We start from the raw sequence: 21,868 nt of genomic DNA, 5'->3' as shown, positions 1-21,868 counted from the left end.
GCTGTAAAACGCCTTGTTTAGAACCGGGTAGGCGCGTCAGCGCCTTCCCCGGCTCCCAAGGTTTTTCGTGCCCTCGATGTCTTTATACGTCTGGCACCACATACCCCTGCCTTTCTTCTCTCTCGCGTCTACGTGCGCCGCTCGTTTCCCCCCACATTGCACGTGCACGTGCGTTCCTTCGTTGTCTCTCACGACACAGGCCCTCGCGAGCTCCTGTCAGGCTCAACACTTAAAACGCCCAGCGCAGGTTGACTTGTCCCTGCAGTGATGAATATCCACCCCCGAACTGTGAGCGGATGCCTGTGCCAATCGACAGACGCTCATCACGCTGCCAGCTCAGCCCGGCTTGCACGCTCATCGTGTCGCGAGGGAGCACATGATTACGGGTGTTAAACGCGGTGTCCGAGGAGGCAATCGCAAAATGCGCAGCCTGAGTCAGGTCGCGGTCCAACCATTCGTGGTTCCAGCCGAGGTCGACATTTACAGCCAGTTTGCTGCCATCATCCAGGTCTTGGTTCCATAGAGCGCTCAGACCAAGGCTGGAGCGCAAGGCGTCAACACGTTTGCTCTCCAGCTGAAGGCGTGTGGCTGCATTGCCCGATTCGTCGACAGAAGGCCGCGATGCCCAGGCATAGTTCATGCTGATCACAGGGCCGACCGACAAAGACGGACTGATCGGCCACAGGTAGCCTGTGCCCGCATCCAGCGACAATTGACGGCCCGTCCAGTCAGACGAGTGGCTTGCCTGGTAGTTGCCCAGGCTGATGTGCCGACGCATATCAGCGTGCTCCAGGCCCAGACGCAGCCCGCTGAACGCAAAAAGACCGTGGCGGGCAGCAGGACGATACTGCAGATGCGCCGCAAGCCCGAACGCAGTGGCTTTACTCTTGCCGCCATAAGGAGCATCGGGTTTGACCGACAGATCCGAAATATCCAGTTGAGCACCCACGGCGAGATCAGGTGCTGACTCCAGCCTGCGTCCGGCCCCGAGGATCAGGCCATAGCTGTTGGCATCGTAGCCAAGCAATGAGCCCCGTGTGCTCTGATCGGCGCTTGAACCCGATATCAAGGCGTAACCTTGCCAGTCTTTGCCGGGGCGCGCCATGCTTTGGCTAAAACCCTGGCGGGCGGTTTGCATGATTTCGCGCTCGTGTGTCAGGGAGGCGGCCATCGCTGCACTGTAGCTGGCTGGCGAAACCTGGTCCAGGGCATCGCGGATCAGGGAGCCGTTCCTCGCCGAGAAGTCCAGCTCCCTGAACAGGGGCTGGGCGGATGCAGGACCGGCTAAGGCTAGCTTGAACAAAGCTTGCCCGGCTTGTTGCTGGTTGTCGTTCTGGCCGTACTGACTGTAGGCGTAGTCGGCTCGGTGAGCTGACAAGCGGTAGCGCTCATTGCCCAGGGCGTCGGCATTAAAGGACAAGGTGGGGGATACCGCGTGGATCTGAAGGGTGTCGAACTTGCCGCTGTAGCTGTTCGCCTCCACCAGCGACGCAGTGTCAACTGCCCACGAGTTTTGATACCAGTCGGCCAGGGGCTGCAGGCTCAAGGTGCCGGCAAGCTCTGCCTTGCCGCTGATGGTCAGTATGTCGTGGGCACCGTTGCTGTCGAACTCGGTTTCCAGTTGACCTGTTGCGGTTTGCTGGAAGTCTCCCTTGACGCTGATGCGTCCGGTTGAGTGTCCAGGCGCCAGAGTGCCGGCGTTCAACAGTGTGTTGCCGCTGGCCAGATCGAAGCTCGCATTGCCCTTGAAGGTAGCGCCTTCGTGAATGGTGGCACTGTGCACGAGCAAGTTTCCGTCCAACTGGCTGGTTCCGCCGTCAAAGGACAGGGTCAGATTGTCTTTACCAGTGATATTGCCTGCGTAGCTGAAGTTAAAGCTCGCATCGGGCTGATTGATACTGCGGCCTTCGCGGTCCGCTGCCTGGCCAAACGACACAGTGGTCAGGCGCAGTTGCTGAGTATCGTCGCGTTGCGCATAACGCGAAATAATATCGCCTTCCAGTTGGGCGCCCTGCATCAGGTTGATCCGTCCCACGTAGGCATTGTCAGAAATCAGAATGGCGGCCTCTTGGCCGGCTACCCTCCCGCTGATATCGGCTTGTTGGACCAGAGGGCCGTTCAGTTCAGGGAGCAGGGGTAGATCGGCCCCCTCGCTGCTGCGTAGGTAGGAGCCCCGTCGCTCGGTATGGTTGCCCAGTGAATTGGTGCCGAAATCAAAACGCAGACCGACGCCTTGCGGTCCGCTGGCCTGGATATCGCCGCGATGAACCAGTGTGTGTCCGCGACCGTAGGCAAACTGAATGCCTTGTCCATTCAGGCCATTGGCGTGGATTTTGACGCCGGGCTCAATAATGACGGTGTTGTTTTCGCCATCAACCCGTATGCCTGCGCCACCCGATCCTGCGCTCAGCAGGTCTGCCGCTTGCCGGATCTGGTTGTTGCTGCCATAAATGTGCAGGCCCAGACCCAGCGTCGACAGGTTGTAGCGGCCAGTCAGGTACTGTGTGCCCGCCGCATTGCGCTCAAAGAAGCCCTGTGTGTTGACCAGATCAAGGCCATCGCCGTAGATGGAGCGCCCAAAGAAATTGGCCCGGTCGATGGTGTAACCCAGATCCTGCATGACGGCCAGTTCAGCCTCCATGAAGCCCGAATAGTTGCGGTAGCTCTGGTGGCTCATGACGCTGTTGCGAAGTTCGATATGGCTCATGAAGTTATCGTCTACGCCTCCCTCCTCACCGAGTATCTTGACAGGGACACCGCGCAGGCCACCGGCCAGCACCTGTTCGATGTGAGTCCCGGTCAGATAGCCTTTGTCCTGGCGTAGATCAAACGCATCGGGGTCGTAGGTGTTGTTGCAAGCACTGCAGACAATTTTTTGGTTTGCGCGTGCCGGATTGCCGTTGTCGTCCCGGAGCAGTTGCGTCCAGCTGCTCAAATCACTTTCAAAATAAGGCTTGTATTCGTCTAGATTGCCTTTGTCTTCAACGCTGCTTAACACGCCCAGACCGTGGGCAATTTCGTGTATGGCCGTCAGCAGGACGCTGTCTTTGCCGCTAAGAGGCGTTTGGGTCAGAGCGGGATTGAGTGCGTAGTCATCCTGGCCCAGTCCAAAAAAGCCGTGGCCGCCCAAGGGCAGGGTGCCGGTTGAGGGTGACAGACCAAAGATGTTTTGTTGCATTTGCGTCAAAGCGCTGTGCCCCCCTTGGGCCACGGGGGAGCCACCGTAGGCGTTGCCCGGCATGTCGACCGTGCCGATGTTCACGATGGTGGCGGGCTTGTTGCCCTGAGGCTGAATTATTTCCGCCCAATAGCCCAGGCCGTCGACGATCTCGTTTTTGTAGGCCTGATGGCCTTCCCAGCTCCAGAATGAGGTGTTGTCATTGTCAAAGGAGCCGTCGCCAATGTCGAAAAACCGGGCGATGAATACGCTGCGCCCGGCAGCGTTCTCCACGGTTCTGTCTTCCAGAGCGTGAGCGGACAGGGGGGCAATAGCCAGTGTCAGTGCTGCCCATAGCCTGTTGGGTGTCATGGCGGGTCGGGTATTCAAGGCGCGAAATAGTGTCTGCACGGAGGAGCCCCTGAAGTGGAGGAAGCAGTTTGTTGAGCCTGAGGCATTCAGGTTGGCAAGGAGAGCCTTGCACGAGAAGATGACGTTGAGCTAGTGTGGGGAAAATATAGCAGATTGTTTTAAATGGACACTTATTGTTTTAAATAGGCGGGCAGTGCTTTTAAACGGGGCCTGGGCTGGGGTGCTTAAGGTTTGAATGGGAGCTTGCCTTACCCGGCTGGCTCTCTCAGAGTCAGTTCTCGACCTGCTCTTGGAGGGCGTCCTGCGGGCTTAATCCTTCTTGGTGTTTCTTTGAGTCCATCTCCCTGCTGGGTCCGATGCTTTGATCTTGTGGCCTTGATACAGTACCAAGGGATTTGCCGTTTTTTTTAACGATGTACTGGAAGCCCGGTTTGTGGGAGCCTTGTTGGCCTCGATCACTTGTATTGTTCAGGCTGATCGTGAAAGACAATGAGCCGCAGTAGGCTCACGCAGAAGTGTAAAGGAGATTGAATGGTTGGACAGCAGCGGGTCTCGGGGGTGACGGGCATTATTCTGGCCGCCGGTGTGGGTCTTCGGTTCGATCCCTCAGGTCAGTGCCTGAAACTGCTGGCCCGGATGGATGATGGCAAAACGGTGGTGCGCCGTGTCTGTGAGACTGCGCTGTCCGTGCTGGATGAAGTGCTACTGGTCTGCGATGTTCATGAGCCGCTTCTGCGGCGTGAGCTGGGCGATTTACCGCTCGTTTTTGTACCGGCGCCAGACGCGACGCGCGGCATGGGGGTCAGTTTGAAAGCCGGGATACAGGCGAGTCGGCCTTCTTATGGCTATGTCGTCTTGTTGGCGGATATGCCTTGGGTACGGCCCAGTACAGTAGCGGCGGTCGCTCAGGCCGTGCAGGATGGCGCTGGGATAGTACGTCCGGTTGTGAACGGGCAGACGGGCAATCCGATTGGCTTTGGTCTGGCCTGGCAGCAGGCGCTTTTGACATTGCCCGATGAGCAAGGCGCGCGTGGCTTGTTGCAAGCCAACAGGGATCAGACCCTGTTCCTGCCCTTGGTGGATGAGGGGATCTTGCGTGATGTGGACATTCCCAGTGATCTGGGAATGTCCCCTGACTCGAATTAACCGTGTCCGCGCTGTTTGGCGATCTGCTGGCGCTCCAGGCGACCAATATAGTGTTGGATGGCCATTTGCGTGGAGGCAGACAAGTCAATAAACGTACAGCCCAGGCGTTGAATCTGTTTGCCATTGGGCAGTTGTTGCGTTTCGGTTCGTGTCACTTGTAGCGCCACGACAAAAGAGCCTGCCTGAGGAAGCTCCAGCAGGGACTCTGTTTTATGTGCACCAATGACCTCTGCCAGACTTTGGGATTCGTCGACCAACGACAAGCCCCCGCCGCTGATATCGTGCAGCATGAAACTCTTTGCCTCGTTATTCAGACGCAGGATCACCATGGCCGGTTCGCTGACCGGTACGCTCACGCGGAAAAATTCGCGTCGCTGCAAACGGCGAATGGATTCGGGGATCGGGATGGCCAAGGCCGGTTGTCCTTCATAGGTCACCACTTCGGGCTTGGGCCCCTGGAAGGTTACTTTGATCTTGTCGACAGAGGTCTCAAAGCTGGTGTGTTCGGACTGCAGCAGATTTCGGGTTTTTTCTTCTTTGTTAGCGGTGTCGATCACCACCACATTATTGTCCAGATCGATATCCAAAATGGTGGTCACAATCCGGTCATTGCCGTGGTTGGCTTCCATGTGCAACAGCAGGCCGCCTTTTTCAATAGCCCGTAAAACACGCAGGATTTCAAACTTCGATTGGATTTGAAATGGATCGTCTTCAAGAGGGGGGAGCGAAGAGGTCATGGCAGCGCGGCAAAAAGAGATCGGTAAGTGACTGTAAGGGATTGTACGCGCCAGAGTAACACTCTGGACGCGATTTAGTGTGCCCGGTCCGTTGATTTGCCCCTTAAGTATTGAGGCCTGGGGTTTCAGATCTGCTGGCGCTGATGCAAGGCACAACGAGCGGCCGCCAAATCCCAGGCAGCGGAGCCGACGGATTTGAAGAACACGGGTTTGTCTTTGGGCGCCGGGCTGCGCAAAACCTGGTGTATGCCCTGAACCTGATCCCAATTTACGTCAGCCTGAAGCAGGTCTCCCGCTTCTTTTCGGGCGCCTGTCAGATCGTCTACATACAGGCGGCTGGCCAGGACGGTGTGGGCTTCGAACTCGGCCATTTCAGGTGTAAAGGCCCCTACGCCGATCAACAGGCGCTCAAGTCGGGCTGGTTCGTGATAGACCGGTGTCAGGCTGGAGGTCAGACTGATCAGCACATCGGTCTTTTCCGGCACGCTTGCCGCTGCCTGGACCCTTGCTCCGAAACGGGTCTGCAAAGAGGCGGTGACGGCGCGGGCACGCTCCAGACTGCGGCCTGTCAGGGTGACCTCGGCTTTGGGGTAAAGCGTCATGATGGCCTCGCAATGAGCCCGTGCCTGTTGGCCGTAACCCAGCAGGGTGATGTGTTCGGGCCCTTGGGGCCAGAGCGCCTGGATGCCCAGCATGGACACAGCGGCGGTGCGACGCTCGGACAGGGTGGGCGCATCCAGAATCAAGAGGGGCAGACCATTGTGGGCATCGTACACAGTGACCAGACCCTGGATAGTGCCCTGGCCCTGCTGCGGATTGTCCGGCATGACATTGGCCAGTTTGTGCACGCCTATATCGTGCGAAACCGCGGGCATGGACAGCATTCGCCCGGTTTGAGGATAGTCAAGCACCTGGCGGGCGGGGGCGACGATAGTGCCGGCGGCAGATTGGGCTACGGCGATGCCAAGCTGGGCGACCAGCTCTGGATAGGGCAAAGCGCGAGCAGTTTCTTGAGCGGACAGGATGGTATAGGAAGCTTGCATCATTCCAGAATCTCCATTGAGTCGGTCTGTTGGCCAAGACACCGTGCCAAGCTATCGGTAAACCAGTGTAGCGTAGGCGTTGCCCAGGGCAATAGGCTTGGGGCGTTACGCGGCCATTGACCCACCTTGACAATTAATCCGCCCCGCCTGCAGGGTGAGCACGGCATAATGAGGCCTGATATCAGTACCGGCCCGCATGGTGCCGTGCATTGGGGAGAAAAATAATGAGTTTGCTTAATTCTGTTGTGTCGGCCTTGTCGTCGGCAGATGCCAAATCCAAGGAGCAGGGCGCGCTCTTGCCTGCCCTGATTCAAGTAATCAGCAGCTATCCGGGGGGCCTGAGTGGTCTGATTGAGCGTTTTCGCGCCGGTGGTTTTGGGGAAGTGGTGTCGTCCTGGATTTCGCAGGGCAGCAACCAGGACATTGCTCAGCAAGATCTGTTGGGAGTGATGGGGCAGCCCGCGATCACGCAGTTGGTGAACTTGTCGGGCTTGACCCAGCAAAGCGTGTTGGAGAACCTGAGAATCATGTTGCCTTCCCTGATCAATCAGGCCAGTCCCAATGGCCAGTTTGACCCATCCCATATTACCGATGCCAGCAGTTTGCTGGGTGGCTTGACGCAGTTGTTTCGCAAACCCTGAGAATTGATGCCGTGAGCGCGGCCCGCCGCGGGCCGTGGAAGAAAAAAATGAAAAAGCCTGGAATGGGTGTCGTACCGATTCCAGGCTTTTTGATGTGAGCCAGACAAATCGGTATGAGCGCGACGGCCAGTACCGATTTTTTTTGTCTTAGCCGCGTGCTGCAGCAGCCAGCGCTTGTTCCAGATCGGCCAGAATGTCGTCGATGTGCTCCAGACCAATGGACAGACGCACCATATCTTCGCTGACTCCCACTGCCGCCAGTTCTTGCGCATTGAGCTGACGGTGTGTGGTGCTGGCCGGGTGGCAGGCCAGGGATTTGGCATCGCCAATATTGACCAGGCGCAGCACCAGATTCAGCGCGTCGATAAAGCGAGTGCCCGCTTCAATGCCGCCCTTGATGCCAAAGGACAGAATGGCAGCGGGTTTGCCGCCCATGTAGCGCTTGGCCAGCTCGTGGTCGGGATGGTCGGGCAGACCTGCATACTTGACCCAGGACACTTGAGGGTGCTTGTTCAGGTACTCGGCCACTTTCAGGGCATTTTCCGTGTGGCGTTCCATGCGCAAAGGCAGCGTTTCGATGCCTTGCAGAATCTGGAAGGCGCTCAAGGGAGCCAGGGCTGCGCCAGTGTTGCGCAGCGGAGCCACGCGGCAACGGCCAATGAAGGCAGCCGGACCGAAGGCCTCGGTGTAGACCACGCCATGGTAGGAAGGGTCGGGGGTATTGAGAATGGCAAAGCGGTCTTTATGTTCGGCCCAGGGAAACTTGCCCGAATCCACCACCATGCCAGCGATGGTGGTGCCGTGACCACCCATGTATTTGGTCAGCGAATGCACCACAATGTCAGCGCCGTGTTCGATAGGGCGGCACAGTGCAGGAGACGCGACGGTGTTGTCTACAATCAGTGGCACGCCATGGCGGTGCGCAGCATCGGCCAGGGCGCGGATATCGATGATGTTGCCGGCCGGGTTGCCGATGGTTTCGCAGAAAACGGCACGGGTGCGATCATCAATCAGGGCTTCCAGCGCTTCGATGTCATTGGGCGGGGCAAACTTGACCGTAATGCCCTGACGCGGGAAGGAGTGTGCGAACAGGTTGTAGGTGCCACCATACAGTTTACTGACGGACACAATGTTGTCGCCGGCCTCGGCAATCGTTTGGATAGCATACGTGATGGCTGCCATGCCAGAGGCGACTGCCAAACCTGCAATCCCGCCTTCCAGTGCCGCTACACGCTCTTCGAGCACGGCATTGGTCGGGTTCATGATGCGGGTGTAGATATTGCCGGGAACCTTCAGGTCAAACAGATCCGCGCCGTGTTGCGTATTGTCGAAAGCGTAGGAAGTGGTCTGATAAATCGGGACAGCAACAGCTTTTGTGGTCGGGTCTGGCTGGTAGCCAGCATGAATGGCAAGAGTCTCTAGTTTCATGGCTTATTCTGGAATTGATTATCAAGTGGCTTATATAAGACAGAGCAAGCATAACCCTTGTATGTGCGCAAATGCATCTAAGGGCGAAGACATTAATACTATGCCTTTATTTCTTAAGGTAATAATAAGGGATTGCTGACAGACGACACCGCTTTTTAAGGAGCAGGTGGATATTTCTTATTTTCGTTACTTCGCAATGCCCCGACATAGGGTAGCATTTCGTATCCGGGCAGATGGCATGTTGCATCCTTCCCCGAGGTCCTAGAGGCTTACATGAAAGTATGGTTTAAGCGGGGCTTATTCAGCCTCGTCGTTTTGGCTATTGTCACAGTGGTTGGCGGGGCAATTTTCCTGCTGACCTTCAATCCCAATTCGTACAAACAGAAGCTGGCCGACATCGTCCAGCAAAAGTATCAGCGTACGCTCAAGATTGACGGTGACATCGAACTTTCTTTATTTCCCCGCATTGGCCTGTCCGTGCAGGGCCTGTCCCTGTCCGACCGTAATTCGGAAGATCCCTTCGCGTCCTTTGAAAGTGCCCGGTTTGCGGTCGCCCTCTGGCCTTTGATCAACAACCGTCTGGTTGTGGACCACGTCGCTGTTACGGGCTTTAAGGCCTGGATTGTGCGTGATGAGCAGGGTGCATTCAACTTTGATGACCTGTTGCAAGCGCCGCCCGTCGGTCCTCAACTGCCCGTTGCCCGTGCTGGGGTGTCCTTGTTGCCTGCTGCGCAGGCGGCCGAGGCTCCACAGGACAAATCTGTTGAGCCGTCCCCCGAGTCCTCGCCAGTGCCCGAGCTGATTGCCAAGCGTTCGGGCAGCGAGACGGATTTTCAGATCGACATTGCGGGTCTGAGCTTGAAAGGGGGCGAAATTCACTACTTCAGCAAGCGCAGCAATGTGATTGGTCGCTTGCTGCAGCTGGAAGTAAATACGGGGCGCATGACGTTCGGCCAGCCTTTTGATGTGGCCTTCAAAAGCCGGCTGTCGGGCGACTATCCAGTGGCCGAAGGGTCGCTGGAGGGGCAGGGCCAGCTCAGTTTGGACCCCGCCTCGCAATCATACGCAGCGCAGAAGCTGAACCTGAGCTTTGTAGGCGATCTGGACGAGTTGCGGGCGCAAAGCCTGACACTCAAAGGCAATGTGGCGTACAAGGCTGGGCAGCGTCAGTTCAACGCCACCAATCTGGATACTCAACTGCAAGGCCAATGGTTGGGCTCGTATCCGGTCAGCGATCTGAATGCGTCCTTGAACACGCCCAAGATGCAGATCGACAGCGACAGTGATCTGGTGTCGTTCGAGAAACTGGCCTTGCGTATCCGCGGCAAAAACGAGGATCAGAACCTGGATCTGGCCTTGGACGTTCCCCGCATTCAGGTCTCGCCTGCCCAGGCCGAAGGCGCACCCGTGGTGGCCAGCCTGAAAGTAAGCGGTCCCAAGGTCTGGGGCCTGGGCTTGACGCTGCAGGGCTTGTCCGGCAACAGCCAGGCGCTTTTGTTTGAGCAGGCCAAGCTCGATGGAGCGGTCAAGCAAGGCAGTCGTGTCGCTCAACTAAAGGCCAGTTCGCCCATGCAATGGCAGCCGTCGAATGAATGGCTGCGTCTGCCCGAAATTCAGGCTAGCATTCGCGTCGAGGACGAGGCCGATGCGGGCAGCCGTTTCGAGATGCCGTTGAGCGGACAGGCGGATCTGAACAAAGGCAAGCAGCAATACCAGGCGCAGCTAAGCAGCAACATCGAGCAGGCTCAAGGCAAGCTGGATATCAGTGTTCAGGATAAAGGCAAAGGCCCCTTGCTGGCCGCTGTGCTAAAGGCAGACAAGCTCGATCTGGATGAGCTGCGCTCGATTTTCTGGCTAACCGCCCCAGAGGTGGTCCCCCCCGCGGAGGTGGTTGATGAGTCAGAGCCAGCGACCGGACAGGCCGAGGAGCAGGAAGCCGGGCAGGAACAGCCCGCGGACCCCGCCCAACCGCCAGTAGCGGCCGAGCAGGAGGATGCGCAACCCGCTTCCTATGCCTGGCTGGATGCCATGAGTTTCGATCTGCGTGTTGAGATTGAGAAGCTTCGCAGCCTGGGCATGGTCATGGATCAGGTCAAGGCTCAAGTCAAGAATCAGGGACAACTGATTAATCTGTCGCAGTTCACCGCGCAAGCCTACGAAGGACAGCTCCAGGCCAAGGCCAAGGTAGAGCCGGGCAAACGCCTGGAGTTGGGTCTGAAGTTGCAGCAAATGCAACTGGGCTCGCTGCTGCTGGACGCTTTCGGCAATGATTATCTGGCCGGCAAAGGCAATGTCGATCTGAATCTGAAGACCCAGGGGGCCACGCAGCAAGAGCGCCTGAATGCGCTGGAAGGGGGCCTGAGCCTGGATCTGCTCGACGGCAGCTGGCGTAGTGTCGATCTGGATCAAAGCGTACGGGATATCAACGAGGCGGTGCGTAATGCCTTCAGCGGCCAGATTCCCTTGTTGCTGCCCGAGTCCGATCTCTTGCGTCGTACGGTGTTAAAACGCCTGCAAGGCAGCTTGGATATCAAGAAAGGGCAGGCCACGTTCCGCAACTTCCGGGCCGTGACCCCTCTCTTGAATGTCACGGCCGCCAAGGGGTCCAAGCTGGACTTGGTGACTCAGCAGGCAGAGGTGACGTTGCAGGCACGCCTCAACCCTAACAGTCTGTCCGCTGATGAACGCAAGTCTTTGCAGGATCTGCGTAATGTGTCGATCCCCATTCACATCTCCGGGCCTTGGGCTGCATTGTCCTACCAGATTCAGTGGAAGGACATCGCCAGCGACACGATTAAAAAAGCCTTGCAAGACGGGTTGCTGGACTTGTTGAGTCAACAGGCCTCGCAGGCCAAGGCAGAAACCACGACAGAGGTGAAGGCTGAGGTCAAACAGGCCATTCAGGACGAGTTGGCAGCCAAAGTGCCCCCAACTCTGGGTGAGGCCATGAAGCAATGGTTCAAGCAATGAGTCAGGACGCCAGCCTGAATGCGGGCCAGCCACTGGACACGGTCTGTCTTTTGCAAGGGGGGCCAGCGCTCAGCGATAGCAAGGCGCTGGCATGCCAGGAGCGTTGGGTTCTGGGCGATGAACAGGGGCAGGTTCTGGGCGCGCAGGCCTTGCCTGTCCTGGCTGAACTAAGCATGGAGCTGCGCTTTGGGCAGTTGGTGCTGCGTGCTCCCGGCATGTTGCGTCTGGATATAGCGGTAGACGTCATTGAAGACGATCCTGACTCGTTTTCCATGTGGCAGGAAAACGGCCAGCCAGTGCAATTGATCGACGAGGGCGATTTGCCGGCGCAGTGGTTCAGTCGTTATATCGGCCAGCCAGTACGTTTGTTAAAGCGTCTGGCTACCTCCCCGTAAATGCCCCCTGTGGCGGCGTTCAGTCATAAAAAAACCCTGCCAGAAGCAGGGTTTTTTTATGACGGTTCCATCAGGAAGTGGACTCGGCTTGCAGTCGATGGTAGCGGGCGAGCAGGGTTTCCTGGCTTTCCTGGTGCTGAGGGTGAACCTCAATGCATTCGACCGGACACACCACCACGCACTGTGGTTCATCAAAGTGGCCGACACACTCGGTACATAGGTTGGGATTGATCTCGTAGATCTCCTCGCCCATGTAAATGGCCAGATTGGGGCACTGCGGCTCACATACGTCGCAGTTGATGCATTCTTCTGTAATGTGCAGTGCCATAGCGCAGTGTCCTGATAAGCGTGGTCTTTGGAATTGACCCGTCGGTCACCCTACAGTGTAGTACGGACCGCTGTGCAGGGCGAGTTCAGGTCGCCGAAACCGCTTGCTGATTGCGTTCTTTGGCTTTGGTTTGCAGCCAACGCTCTACGGACGGGAACACAAATTTACCTACGTCGCCGCCCAAGATGGCAATTTCGCGCACAATGGTACCGGAGATGAACTGGTATTGGTCCGAAGGGGTCATGAACATGGTCTCGACTTCGGGCAGCAGGTGGCGGTTCATGCCCGCCATTTGAAATTCGTATTCAAAGTCGGAGACGGCGCGCAGTCCACGTACGATGACGCGACCATTTTGTTCACGCACAAAATCCTTGAGCAGGCCCGAAAAGCTTTTTACTTCCACGTTCGGGTAGTGGCTGAGCACTTCGGAGGCAATTTCCACACGCTCTTCTACCGTGAAGAAGGGGCGTTTGTTCTGGCTGGAGGCCACACCGACCACGACGTGATCGAAAAGGTTGGCGGCTCGCCTGACCAAGTCTTCATGGCCTCGGGTCAGGGGGTCGAAGGTGCCGGGGTAAACAGCTGTGATCATGGTGCATCCGCGTAAGGGGTTCAAGTTGGCAGGTCGGAGTCCGGGGAGAGCGGCGCAGGCGTCCCGGAAAATTCGGCATTATTGACTGTTTTTTGCATCGCAGCAAATCGCAGCAAATGATAATGTACCTGCCCTGCCTTATCCTGTCGTAGTATCCCGTATTGAGCCGGGGCTTGTATAGGGGTTTCGGACTCAATGTAAACCAGTGCGTCCGGCGCCAGCACATTGGGCAGCAAGGGCCAGATACGTTCCATCCAGTCGCGTGCAAAGGGCGGGTCCACAAAGACCAGATCGTAGCGCATCTGACTGCGCTCCAGAATATGGAGGGCGTCACCGGCATGAATGCGGACGTGTTCGGCTTTCAGCTTGGTGCGCAAAGCGCGTAAATTGGCCACAGCCGGCCCGTGACGCTCCACCATTTGCACAAAGGCGACACCGCGCGAGGCGGCTTCAAACCCCAGGGCGCCACTGCCGGCGAACAGGTCCAGCACGTTTTTGTCGCTGAATTGTCCGCCCCAGAAGTGGTTGAGCCAGTTAAATAGCGTCTCGCGCACACGATCCGGAGTGGGCCGCAAACCGGGGGCGTCGACCACTGAAATGGGTGTGCGGCGATAATCCCCACCTACAATACGGACAGCATGTTTTCTCATTAGCGCTTTGATCGGATAATGTGGTCATTCAACAGAATTTTCTAGTGTAAATCGTATGTTCAGTTTTTTTAAAAGAAAGAAGGCCAAGCCAGAGCCACAAGTCACTCAAACGGAGCTGACCGAGCCGCTTTCTCCTGCCCAGCCCGAGGCTGACGCGGCAGACGCATCCCCTGCGGTAGCGCAGGAGCAAAGCACGCCAGTTCAAACGCCGGCAGTCCCGCCTGCTGTGGCTTTGGATCGCCAGGCAGCCAGTCAGGCTGAACATCGCGCTGCCTCGCAGTCTACGCCCACGCAGCCAGAGGTGCCACAACCGACCCCTGCCAGTGTTCCGACACCCGAGCCTGCGCGTGTCTACGAACCGCAAGTACAGCCTGTACCTGAACCCGTTCGTACCCCTGAGCCGGAGGTGCAACCTGTGCCGGAGCCAGATCGGACTCCTGAGCCCGAGGTGCAACCGATCCCTGAACCGGAGCCAAAACCAGAACCAGAGCCAGAGATTGCTCCTGTTCCCGCACCGGCCCCCGCGCCACAACCTGAACCAGCTCCGACCCCAGAACCAGAAGCCGCCGCTCCTGTGGTGAAAACCTCCTGGATGTCCCGGTTGAAACAGGGCTTGTCGCGCACCGGTCAAAGTCTGAGCAGTCTGTTTGTCGGTGCCAAGGTTGATGAAACCTTGTTTGAGGAGCTGGAAGATGCCTTATTGATGGCCGATGCCGGCGTGGAGGCAACGGAAAAGCTGATTACCGCCTTGCGTGCGCGTGTACGCAAGGAAAAAGTCAGCGATGCAGCCCAGGTCAAGCAAATTCTGTGTGACATCCTGACCGATCATTTGAAGCCCTTGGAGAAGTCCTTTCCACTCGGTTCGGGCAAACCCCTGGTGGTCATGATTGCCGGTGTTAACGGTGCGGGTAAAACCACGTCCATTGGCAAGCTGGCGCACACCTTTCAGGAGCAGGGCGCAAAAGTCCTGCTGGCGGCGGGCGATACCTTCCGTGCGGCGGCGCGTGAGCAACTGATTGAATGGGGGGCGCGCAATAACGTCAGTGTGATTGCCCAGGACGGGGGAGACCCCGCCGCCGTGGCGTTTGATGCAGTACACGCGGGCCGTGCCCGAGATATGGGGGTGGTCATGGTGGATACCGCGGGCCGCTTGCCGACTCAACTGCACCTGATGGAAGAGCTCAAAAAGATCAAGCGCGTCATCGGCAAGGCGGACGGCCAGGCGCCACACGAAATACTCCTGGTTGTGGACGGCAATACCGGACAGAATGCGATCTCCCAGATTCGTGCCTTTGATGCGGCATTGGGTCTGACGGGCCTGGTGGTCACCAAGCTGGACGGCACGGCCAAAGGCGGGACGCTAGCGGCGGTTGCCGCCTGTGCTCAGGGCGTTCGACCCATTCCTGTGTACTGGATTGGGGTGGGTGAGGGTATGCAGGATCTGCAAGCGTTTGTGGCGCGCGAGTTTGCTTCGGCCTTGCTGGGTATGAACGCCTAAGTTCACGCCTGATAAAAAAAAACCGGCGATATCCTTTTAAGGGGATCGCCGGTTTTTTTTTGCGCTATTCGCCCGTGCTCACCGTGTAGCTACCCAGCACGCTACTGCTGCAGGATCGTTTCTTCCCTCGCGGGGCCTTTAGCGTCGCAGCAGCTCAGTGTGCGGCTGATGCTGATCCAAGGCATTGAGGGCATGCTGGGCATGGGCCGCACGACCCTGGCGAGCATGGGTCAGCCACTGACGTGCGAACTGCGCCTGCTCGGGATTGGCAGCATGTTGTGCATACCAGTCCAGCGCAACATCGACATCCGTTACGGCTCCGATCAGGGCCTGACACTCGCGCAAGACCTTGTGCAACCCTTGCTTGTCGGCCGCGCTGGGTAAAAACTCCAGGCAATAACGCAGGCTTTTGATTCGGTTACGCAGGCGATGCTGTTTGTCCTGGCTGATCTGTGCAAAGCGCTGGCTGCGCAACTGAATCGTCTGAAACCAGCGGCTGATGCGTGCCTCGATCAGGTTTTGCGGCTCCGGCACGCCATTGAGTTCCAGCGTGGGGCCGCAGATCAGACTTTGCAGATTACTCAGCAGCAAAGACTGGAATTCGGCGGCACTGGCCAGTTGAACGGGGTCGTGTTCCAGGTGGGCAGGTTGGGGCTGCGGAGCGGGGCCTGGCATGCCTGCTTTCAGTAACAAGGGAGTGATCTCCAGATGCACCAGATCATGATCGCGTGCCTTGCCAAACAAGCCGAAATAATGGGTCAACCGGGTGTTGGCATAGCCTTCACTGGCCGACAGCCACATCTTGAACAGCTTGCGGCAGGAGCGCAGACGGCGCAGGCCCACACGCATCAAGGCCAGATAATCAGCCTGGCGGGCGACGTCCGGGCGGATGCCATCCACGCCTGCCAGCAGGGCCGCATTACGAATGACCTGCTCCAGGCTCATGGTGGCGCTCAGACAGTAGAACTGCTCCAGGTCCTTGGCGTCGACAACATGGGGTTTGGGCAGGTCGTACGCCTTGCGCGTCAAGGCAGCGGCCACTTGTGAGGGAGACAAGTCCAGGCTCTCGGATTTGGCTCGGCGCCGATCCACCAGACTGGCCAGTGCATCGCCTCGTTCAGACTTGCTGCGCATTTCCAGGATCAGGCCGTGCTTGTACAGCCAGCGCTGCCCGAGCTCGAACATGGCAAGGCTTTCACCGCTGATGAGCTCGATTTCCAGTTCGTTGACCAAGAGCTTGAGGCCCTGGGATTCGATATGGCCCACATCGTAGGCCAGCTCCAGTTCAGACTGTCCTTGCCTGATTCGGGCCAGCTCACGTTGTATCCGCGTCTGGTAGCGGGCCTGAATCTGCCCGGAGTGCCGGGCCAGGGCGGCCTGTGCCGGGGTGTTCTGATACAGGCTCAGGTCCAGTTCGGGACCTGGTCGAGGATGATTGATCTCAATTCGGGACAGGGTATCGGGACCGGGCAGCTTGACGGTTTGAACCCATTGCTCACCTTCCTTGCGCAGTCGCAGAGCGATACCCGATAGCGCCAGTTCGCGCTCGGGGGTATCAAAGTAGATGGCGTTCAAGGTAATGCTACCCGTTCGTACCGCGTCAAAAGCGGCTAATAAACCGGGACGGGCACTCTCGGGTACAAAAAATTTCAGTTCTTGTTCTAGCACAGCATCGCACTCGAGGTGTCACCCACAAGAGGTGGGCGGATAAAACGCTTATTTTGCATGTAAAGCCAACAAACTTGAAGTGCGGACACCCCGTATAAATGTTTGCAGGCGTGTCTGCGCTTACAAAGAGGGTCTGTCCAAAGGGTCACGCCAACCGAGCTGATGAGAGATGCTGCTGGCACACTGTCGCAACTGAGCCAGGATAGGACTGTCCAGGCTGGCATCAAACAAGGTGCTCGGGCCCAGGCTGGTCAGAGCCAGCACAATATGACCGGAGTGATCGAACACGGGAACGGACAAGGCATCAATACCCGGCAGGGGGTTGCCCAACGCCTGAGCCACCCCTTGTTCACGGATTTTTTCCAACATGGCTGTCAGTGCTTTGGGGGCGGGGCGCAAAGGGCTGATACTGGTGACAACGGCGCTGTCGCCCGCCTCGCGCTCGATATAGTGGCGGGCCACTTCCGGGGGCAACCAGGCGGCAAAGACATGGCCGGTGGCCGTGTGCAACATGGACATCACGGTTCCACAACGCATGTTCACATGCACGGGGTAGCTGGCCTCGCTGATGTGAACCATGGTGGGGCCATGCGAACCCAGCACCGCCACGCCCAAGGTATGGCCGATGCGCGAAGCCCAGGCCTGCACCACAGGCAGGGCGATCTTGAGCGGGTTCTGACTTTGCAGGCTGACCAGCCCCATCTGCAAGGCAAAAGGCCCCAGCTCGTACAGTCCGGTAGCCGGCGCCTGTTGTACCAGTCCTACATTGGTAAAGCTGACCAGATAAGGGTGGGCCTTGGCCGAGCTCATGCCTGCCCGAGTGGCCAGATCGCGCAACATCATGGGCTGACCACTGTCCACCAGCACTTTCAACAGGCCAAAACCTGTTTCAATGGATTGGATGCGACGACGTTTTTCGTCCAGAGCAGGCAAAATGGGTTCGGTCATAGAGGTTTGGAGCGGATTGACACGGTCTTTAAGTGTACCGACTAATCAAGCTGCCCGCGGGGGCCCGGGTGTCGTAAAATGGCCTTAATTATTATCTGTCTGAGCAAAGAGCACGATGAATCAAGAAATTCAGTCCGACGCTGGTCACCTGGGTACCAGTCCAATCGCTCCCGTTCCAGAGATTGTTGAGGAACTGCGCGCAGGTCGCATGGTCATTCTGGTTGATGAAGAGGACCGCGAGAACGAAGGCGATCTGGTGATGGCCGCCGAGTTCGTCAATGCCGAGGCGATCAACTTCATGGTGACGCATGGCCGTGGTCTGGTTTGCCTGACCCTGACTGAAGAGCGTTGCCGCCAACTGGACCTGCCCTTGATGGCAACGCGCAACGGCACGCGCTTTGGCACCAATTTCACCGTCTCCATCGAGGCGGCGGAAGGCGTGGAAACCGGTATTTCCGCCGCTGACCGCGCCCGCACCGTCCAGGCCGCCGTGGCGCGTGATGCGCGTCCTGCGGATCTGGTGCAGCCCGGTCATATCTTTCCCCTGAAGGCGGCCAAGGGTGGCGTGCTCGTGCGCGCCGGGCATACCGAGGCGGGCTGCGACCTGACGGCCATGGCGGGTCTGACCCCGGCTGCTGTCATTTGCGAAGTGCTCAATCCGGACGGAACCATGGCCCGCCTGCCGGACCTGCTGGTCTTTGCTCGTGAACACGGCATCAAGGTGGGGACGATTGCGGACTTGATCCAATATCGCAGCGAGCACGAATCCATGATCGAGCGCCTGCACAAAAAGCCCGTCAAGACACCGTATGGCGAGTTCGAGTGTCACGCATATCGCGACCTGTCCTCCGGGGGCCTGCATCTGGCCCTGGTACACGGCCAGATTACGCCAGAGGTGGAAACCTTGGTGCGCGTGCATGAACCGACTACGGTTCTGGATGTACTGATCGAAGGGGATGTGGGGCATAGCTGGACCTTGCCCGTGGCGCTGCGTACGGTTGCCCAATCGGACAGCGGGGTGGTGCTGTTGATGAACTGCCAAAGCTCCGAGGAACATGGTTTTGAGCAGATCCAGGCCTGGGGCGAGAACAGTCCGGCCCAGGCGCCACGAGGGCGCTCCAGCCGCAACGATCTGCGCACCTACGGGATTGGTGCACAGATTTTGCGTGACCTCAATGTTGGCAAGGCCCGTTTAATGTCGCGACCACGTAAAATGCCAAGCATGGCCGGGTTTGCATTGACCGTGACGGGTTACCATAGCGAACCAGATTCTCAATCCTAAGCGGAGCTTCCAACATGAATCCTTACATTGTTACCCCTGACCTGAATGGGGAAGGTCTGCACATCGGTATTGTGCGTGCGCGTTTCAACGAATCCATCGGCCTGACCGAGTTGGAAGCCTGCCTGAAAGAGCTGGAAGCCTTGGGCGTGGACGAGCGTGATGTAACGGTTCTGTCCGTTCCGGGCGCGCTGGAACTGGGCATCACGCTGGGCCAGATGGCTGAAACCGGCGAGTTTGATGCCCTGATCGCGCTGGGCGCGGTTATTCGTGGCGACACCTACCACTTTGAAGTGGTCAGCAACGAAAGTGCGTCGGCCATTACCCAGGTCTCCCTGGCCACCGGCATCCCGGTTGCCAACGGGGTACTGACCACCAACACAGATGAACAAGCCGAAGTTCGCGCTGCTGAAAAAGGTCGCGAGTGCGCCCGTACAGCGGTCGAACTGGGCAATCTTATCGCCGTCCTCGAGCCTGAGCTGGACGACGATGAGGACGAAGATTACGAGGACGAAGATCTTGACGACGACAAATAAAGTCCCGGCCGCCAAGGCCAACGGACGATCCGCGCGCCGCCGTTCGCGCGAATTTGCCCTGCAGGGCATCTACTCCTGGCTGTTGCGAGGCGCTGATGGCCTGCAGGAAGCCACCTCCATCGACGCCCATATCCGCGGTGACGAGGAGTTTGGCGAAGCCGATGCAGCCTGGTTCAAAACCCTGCTGTTTGGCGTCATGCGCGAGGCCCCCGTGCTGCGCGAGCGCTTTTTGCCGTACGTGGACCGTCCTTTGGAAGAGCTCTCTCCCATTGAACACGGCATCTTGCTGATTGGCAGCTACGAACTGGTGCATCACGTTGAAGTGCCTTACCGTGTTGCCATTAATGAAGCGGTTGAACTGGCCAAATCCTTTGGCGGTACCGATGGCTTCAAATTCGTGAACGGCGTGCTGGACAAACTGGCTGCCGACGTACGCGCCCCTGAAGTCGCCAAGCAGGCCCGCCGCTAAAGCAGGGCGCGCCGTGCTGAACGAGTTCGGTCTTATCCAGCAGTATTTCAATCGTCCCGCTCCCGAAGGCTATTTGGGAGTGGGCGATGACTGCGCCCTCTTTACACCGACGCCGGGCTGGCAACTGGCCAGCAGCGTGGACCTTCTGATCGAAGGTCAGCATTTCTTTGCCGACGTCGACCCTTTCTTGCTCGGCCACAAAGCGCTGGCGGTGAATCTGTCGGATCTGGGTGCCATGGGAGCTAAGCCACGGGCGTGCCTGCTGGCCTTGTCCATGCCTGACGTCCGTCCCCCATGGTTAGAGGCCTTTTCCGCTGGTTTATTCCAACTGGCCGATCAGGCGCAATGCCCTTTGATAGGTGGCGATACCACGCGCAGCCGGCAAGGGGTCGTGATCAGCATTACGGTACTGGGCGAAGTCCCAGCGGGGCAGGCGTTGCGGCGCAGCGCGGCCCGGCCAGGTGACGATATCTGGCTGACGGGTACCTTGGGGGCAGCAGACATTGCCTTGCGTCTGCTGCAAGGACGTTTGACGGCAGACCCTGCGCGTCTGGCTGCCAGCCGCGCAGCCTTGGAGCAGCCCTGGCCGCCCTATCGTCTGGGGCATGCTCTGGCAGGCGTGGCTCACGCCGCCATTGATGTTTCCGACGGTCTGGTTCAGGATCTGGGGCATATCGCCACAGCCAGCCAATGCGCCGCTCATCTGGATTGGGATGCCTTGCCGCTGGACCGCGCCTTGCTGGGACTGCCTGCCTCCTTGCAACGCGAAGCGGCACTGGTGGGGGGTGATGTGTTTCAACTTTGTTTTACGGCAGCGCCCGAGCAAAGAGAGTCCGTCATGGCACTGGCCCAGCGCGAGGGTGTGCCGCTAAGCCGCGTGGGCACCATGCAGCGTGGCAGCGGGGTGTATGTGCGTGATCAACAGGGCCTGCATCCTGCTCCTGCCCAGGGCGGTTTTGATCATTTTGGTGGCTGAGGCTGTGTCATGAGCACCTTTCCGGACCCTTCATTGAATCCTATTCAACGTCCCACCCTGGATTGGGTCGTGAAAAAAACCTGGCGTCTGATCGCCTTTGGCGGTGGCACGGGGGTATTGCGCCCGGGGCCGGGCACCTGGGGCACAGTGCTGGCCTGGGTTTTGTGGGTTCTGGGTCTGCACGTGCTGACTGATACCCATATGGCCCTTTTTCTGTCCGTTTCCTTTTTTCTGGGCTGCTGGGCCTGTCACCGTACCGGCTACGATCTGGGCGTGTCTGACCACAGTGGCATGAATTGGGATGAGATGGTGGCGTTCTGGCTGGTGTTGTGGCTGATCCCGCAGACCTGGCTGGCGCAGGGAATTGCATTCGCGTTATTTCGTTTCTTTGATATTCTCAAGCCTGCGCCTATCCGCTATTTTGATCGCCGTTTGCATAACGGCTTTGGCGTGATGTGGGATGATTTGCTGGCCGCAGCGTACACCTTGTTGGTGATGGCGGTTCTGGTACGTTTTGGAGTTTTCTCATGAGCGAACACGAGCACGGCAACGCCGCCCTGGCCTTGGGGCGAGCCCTTAACGATCGTGGCTGGATGGTGGCCTGTGCCGAATCCTGCACGGGCGGCCTGCTGGCCGCAGCCCTGACAGACTTGCCCGGTTCCAGCGCCTGGTTTGAACGCGGCCTGGTGACCTACAGCAACAAGGCCAAGGTGCAGGAGCTGGGCGTCAACCAGGAAACCCTCGATCGTTTCGGGGCTGTCAGCGAAGAGACCGCCATGGAAATGGCAGCCGGTGCGCTCGAAGCCAGCGCGGATGCAGAACTGGCGATTTCGACAACCGGCATTGCCGGCCCGGATGGCGCGACCCCCGGCAAACCGGTCGGACTGGTGTGCTTTGGCTTTGCCCAGCGCCGTGGCGATGGGATTGTGACCCGTGCTTCTGCCCGCATCTTTAACGGCGACCGGGCGCAAGTCCGTCAGCAGGCCGTGGAATATGCGCTGACCAGTGCGCTGACCATGCTCAATCCCGCCTGAT

20 protein-coding genes are annotated in these 21,868 nt (G+C 58.3%); 11 read left to right on the top strand and 9 right to left on the bottom strand.

Features of this window, described 5'->3' with window-relative positions; all coding sequences use genetic code 11:
* Positions 1-229 precede the first annotated feature (229 nt).
* Complete coding sequence (locus tag VF694_RS15925) at positions 230-3,568, bottom strand: autotransporter domain-containing protein (protein ID WP_440164893.1); 3,339 nt, start codon at positions 3,566-3,568, stop codon at positions 230-232.
* A 492-nt stretch (positions 3,569-4,060) separates the two neighbouring features.
* Here VF694_RS15925 and VF694_RS15920 point away from each other — a divergent pair, with 492 nt between their 5' ends.
* Entirely contained in the window at positions 4,061-4,675 is a 615-nt protein-coding gene (locus VF694_RS15920; RefSeq protein WP_003802388.1) for a nucleotidyltransferase family protein, read from the top strand.
* On the opposite strand, the gene VF694_RS15915 is transcribed toward VF694_RS15920, so the two are convergent.
* Positions 4,672-5,412, bottom strand: coding sequence for a flagellar brake protein (locus VF694_RS15915; protein ID WP_003802386.1), 741 nt, complete (start codon positions 5,410-5,412; stop codon positions 4,672-4,674). The genes VF694_RS15920 and VF694_RS15915 overlap by 4 nt on opposite strands.
* A gap of 125 nt (positions 5,413-5,537) precedes the next feature.
* Positions 5,538-6,458: a delta(1)-pyrroline-2-carboxylate reductase family protein gene (locus tag VF694_RS15910; protein ID WP_059318297.1), complete on the bottom strand. Its 921-nt coding sequence runs from the start codon at positions 6,456-6,458 to the stop codon at positions 5,538-5,540.
* Positions 6,459-6,679: 221 nt separating this feature from the next.
* On the opposite strand from VF694_RS15910, the gene VF694_RS15905 reads away from it, so the two are divergent.
* Positions 6,680-7,096, top strand: a complete 417-nt coding sequence (locus VF694_RS15905) for a YidB family protein (protein ID WP_003802383.1) — start codon at positions 6,680-6,682, stop codon at positions 7,094-7,096.
* 147 nt (positions 7,097-7,243) lie between these two features.
* On the opposite strand, the gene VF694_RS15900 is transcribed toward VF694_RS15905, so the two are convergent.
* The gene (locus VF694_RS15900) at positions 7,244-8,524 is read right to left on the bottom strand and encodes a bifunctional O-acetylhomoserine aminocarboxypropyltransferase/cysteine synthase (RefSeq protein ID WP_003802382.1); all 1,281 of its coding nucleotides are present in this window, start codon (positions 8,522-8,524) and stop codon (positions 7,244-7,246) included.
* Between the two features lie 273 nt (positions 8,525-8,797).
* Here VF694_RS15900 and VF694_RS15895 point away from each other — a divergent pair, with 273 nt between their 5' ends.
* On the top strand, positions 8,798-11,494 hold the full coding sequence (locus tag VF694_RS15895) for an AsmA family protein (RefSeq protein ID WP_440164892.1): 2,697 nt from the start codon (positions 8,798-8,800) through the stop codon (positions 11,492-11,494).
* Entirely contained in the window at positions 11,491-11,889 is a 399-nt protein-coding gene (locus VF694_RS15890) for an MOSC N-terminal beta barrel domain-containing protein (RefSeq protein WP_003802380.1), read from the top strand. The genes VF694_RS15895 and VF694_RS15890 overlap by 4 nt, the downstream gene beginning before the upstream one ends.
* Positions 11,890-11,959: 70 nt before the next feature.
* Here the strand turns inward: VF694_RS15890 and VF694_RS15885 are convergent, their stop codons facing one another.
* From VF694_RS15885 to rsmD, 3 genes are all read right to left on the bottom strand, one after another.
* Positions 11,960-12,217, bottom strand: a complete 258-nt coding sequence (locus tag VF694_RS15885) for a YfhL family 4Fe-4S dicluster ferredoxin (protein ID WP_003802379.1) — start codon at positions 12,215-12,217, stop codon at positions 11,960-11,962.
* An 85-nt stretch (positions 12,218-12,302) separates the two neighbouring features.
* Complete coding sequence (gene coaD / locus VF694_RS15880) at positions 12,303-12,809, bottom strand: pantetheine-phosphate adenylyltransferase (protein WP_003802378.1); 507 nt, start codon at positions 12,807-12,809, stop codon at positions 12,303-12,305.
* A 20-nt stretch (positions 12,810-12,829) separates the two neighbouring features.
* Entirely contained in the window at positions 12,830-13,459 is a 630-nt protein-coding gene (rsmD, locus tag VF694_RS15875) for a 16S rRNA (guanine(966)-N(2))-methyltransferase RsmD (protein ID WP_003802377.1), read from the bottom strand.
* A gap of 415 nt (positions 13,460-13,874) precedes the next feature.
* Here rsmD and ftsY point away from each other — a divergent pair, with 415 nt between their 5' ends.
* Positions 13,875-14,957: a signal recognition particle-docking protein FtsY gene (gene ftsY / locus VF694_RS15870; RefSeq protein ID WP_415302358.1), complete on the top strand. Its 1,083-nt coding sequence runs from the start codon at positions 13,875-13,877 to the stop codon at positions 14,955-14,957.
* A 138-nt stretch (positions 14,958-15,095) separates the two neighbouring features.
* Here the strand turns inward: ftsY and VF694_RS15865 are convergent, their stop codons facing one another.
* Both VF694_RS15865 and VF694_RS15860 read right to left on the bottom strand, forming a co-directional pair.
* On the bottom strand, positions 15,096-16,625 hold the full coding sequence (locus VF694_RS15865; protein ID WP_415301897.1) for a CYTH and CHAD domain-containing protein: 1,530 nt from the start codon (positions 16,623-16,625) through the stop codon (positions 15,096-15,098).
* A gap of 120 nt (positions 16,626-16,745) precedes the next feature.
* The gene (locus VF694_RS15860) at positions 16,746-17,573 is read right to left on the bottom strand and encodes an IclR family transcriptional regulator (protein WP_003802374.1); all 828 of its coding nucleotides are present in this window, start codon (positions 17,571-17,573) and stop codon (positions 16,746-16,748) included.
* A gap of 115 nt (positions 17,574-17,688) precedes the next feature.
* Here VF694_RS15860 and ribBA point away from each other — a divergent pair, with 115 nt between their 5' ends.
* Genes ribBA through VF694_RS15830 form a run of 6 tightly spaced genes read left to right on the top strand, consistent with a single transcriptional unit; the run spans position 17,689 to position 21,867 of the window.
* A complete protein-coding gene (gene ribBA / locus VF694_RS15855; RefSeq protein ID WP_003802373.1) occupies positions 17,689-18,855 on the top strand; it encodes a bifunctional 3,4-dihydroxy-2-butanone-4-phosphate synthase/GTP cyclohydrolase II in 1,167 nt (388 codons plus the stop codon).
* 14 nt (positions 18,856-18,869) lie between these two features.
* Positions 18,870-19,388: a 6,7-dimethyl-8-ribityllumazine synthase gene (ribH, locus tag VF694_RS15850; protein ID WP_003802371.1), complete on the top strand. Its 519-nt coding sequence runs from the start codon at positions 18,870-18,872 to the stop codon at positions 19,386-19,388.
* On the top strand, positions 19,342-19,857 hold the full coding sequence (gene nusB, locus VF694_RS15845) for a transcription antitermination factor NusB (protein ID WP_051010438.1): 516 nt from the start codon (positions 19,342-19,344) through the stop codon (positions 19,855-19,857). Before ribH ends, nusB begins: the two co-directional genes overlap by 47 nt.
* Positions 19,858-19,870: 13 nt before the next feature.
* Positions 19,871-20,833 carry a thiamine-phosphate kinase gene (gene thiL, locus VF694_RS15840; RefSeq protein WP_440164891.1) on the top strand — a complete coding sequence of 321 codons (963 nt, stop codon included), beginning with the start codon at positions 19,871-19,873 and terminating at the stop codon, positions 20,831-20,833.
* Positions 20,834-20,842: 9 nt separating this feature from the next.
* On the top strand, positions 20,843-21,364 hold the full coding sequence (locus VF694_RS15835) for a phosphatidylglycerophosphatase A family protein (RefSeq protein ID WP_440164890.1): 522 nt from the start codon (positions 20,843-20,845) through the stop codon (positions 21,362-21,364).
* A complete protein-coding gene (locus VF694_RS15830) occupies positions 21,361-21,867 on the top strand; it encodes a CinA family protein (protein ID WP_440164889.1) in 507 nt (168 codons plus the stop codon). Before VF694_RS15835 ends, VF694_RS15830 begins: the two co-directional genes overlap by 4 nt.
* The last annotated feature ends 1 nt before the right edge of the window (position 21,868 follow it).

It is taken from the genome of Alcaligenes sp. Lyrl_28 (genome assembly GCF_051948705.1).
In the GTDB taxonomy this organism is placed as follows: Bacteria; Pseudomonadota; Gammaproteobacteria; order Burkholderiales; family Burkholderiaceae_B; genus Alcaligenes; species Alcaligenes ammonioxydans.
Note: the sequence above shows the minus strand (reverse complement) of the source record. Positions and strands in the feature narration are given on the sequence as shown.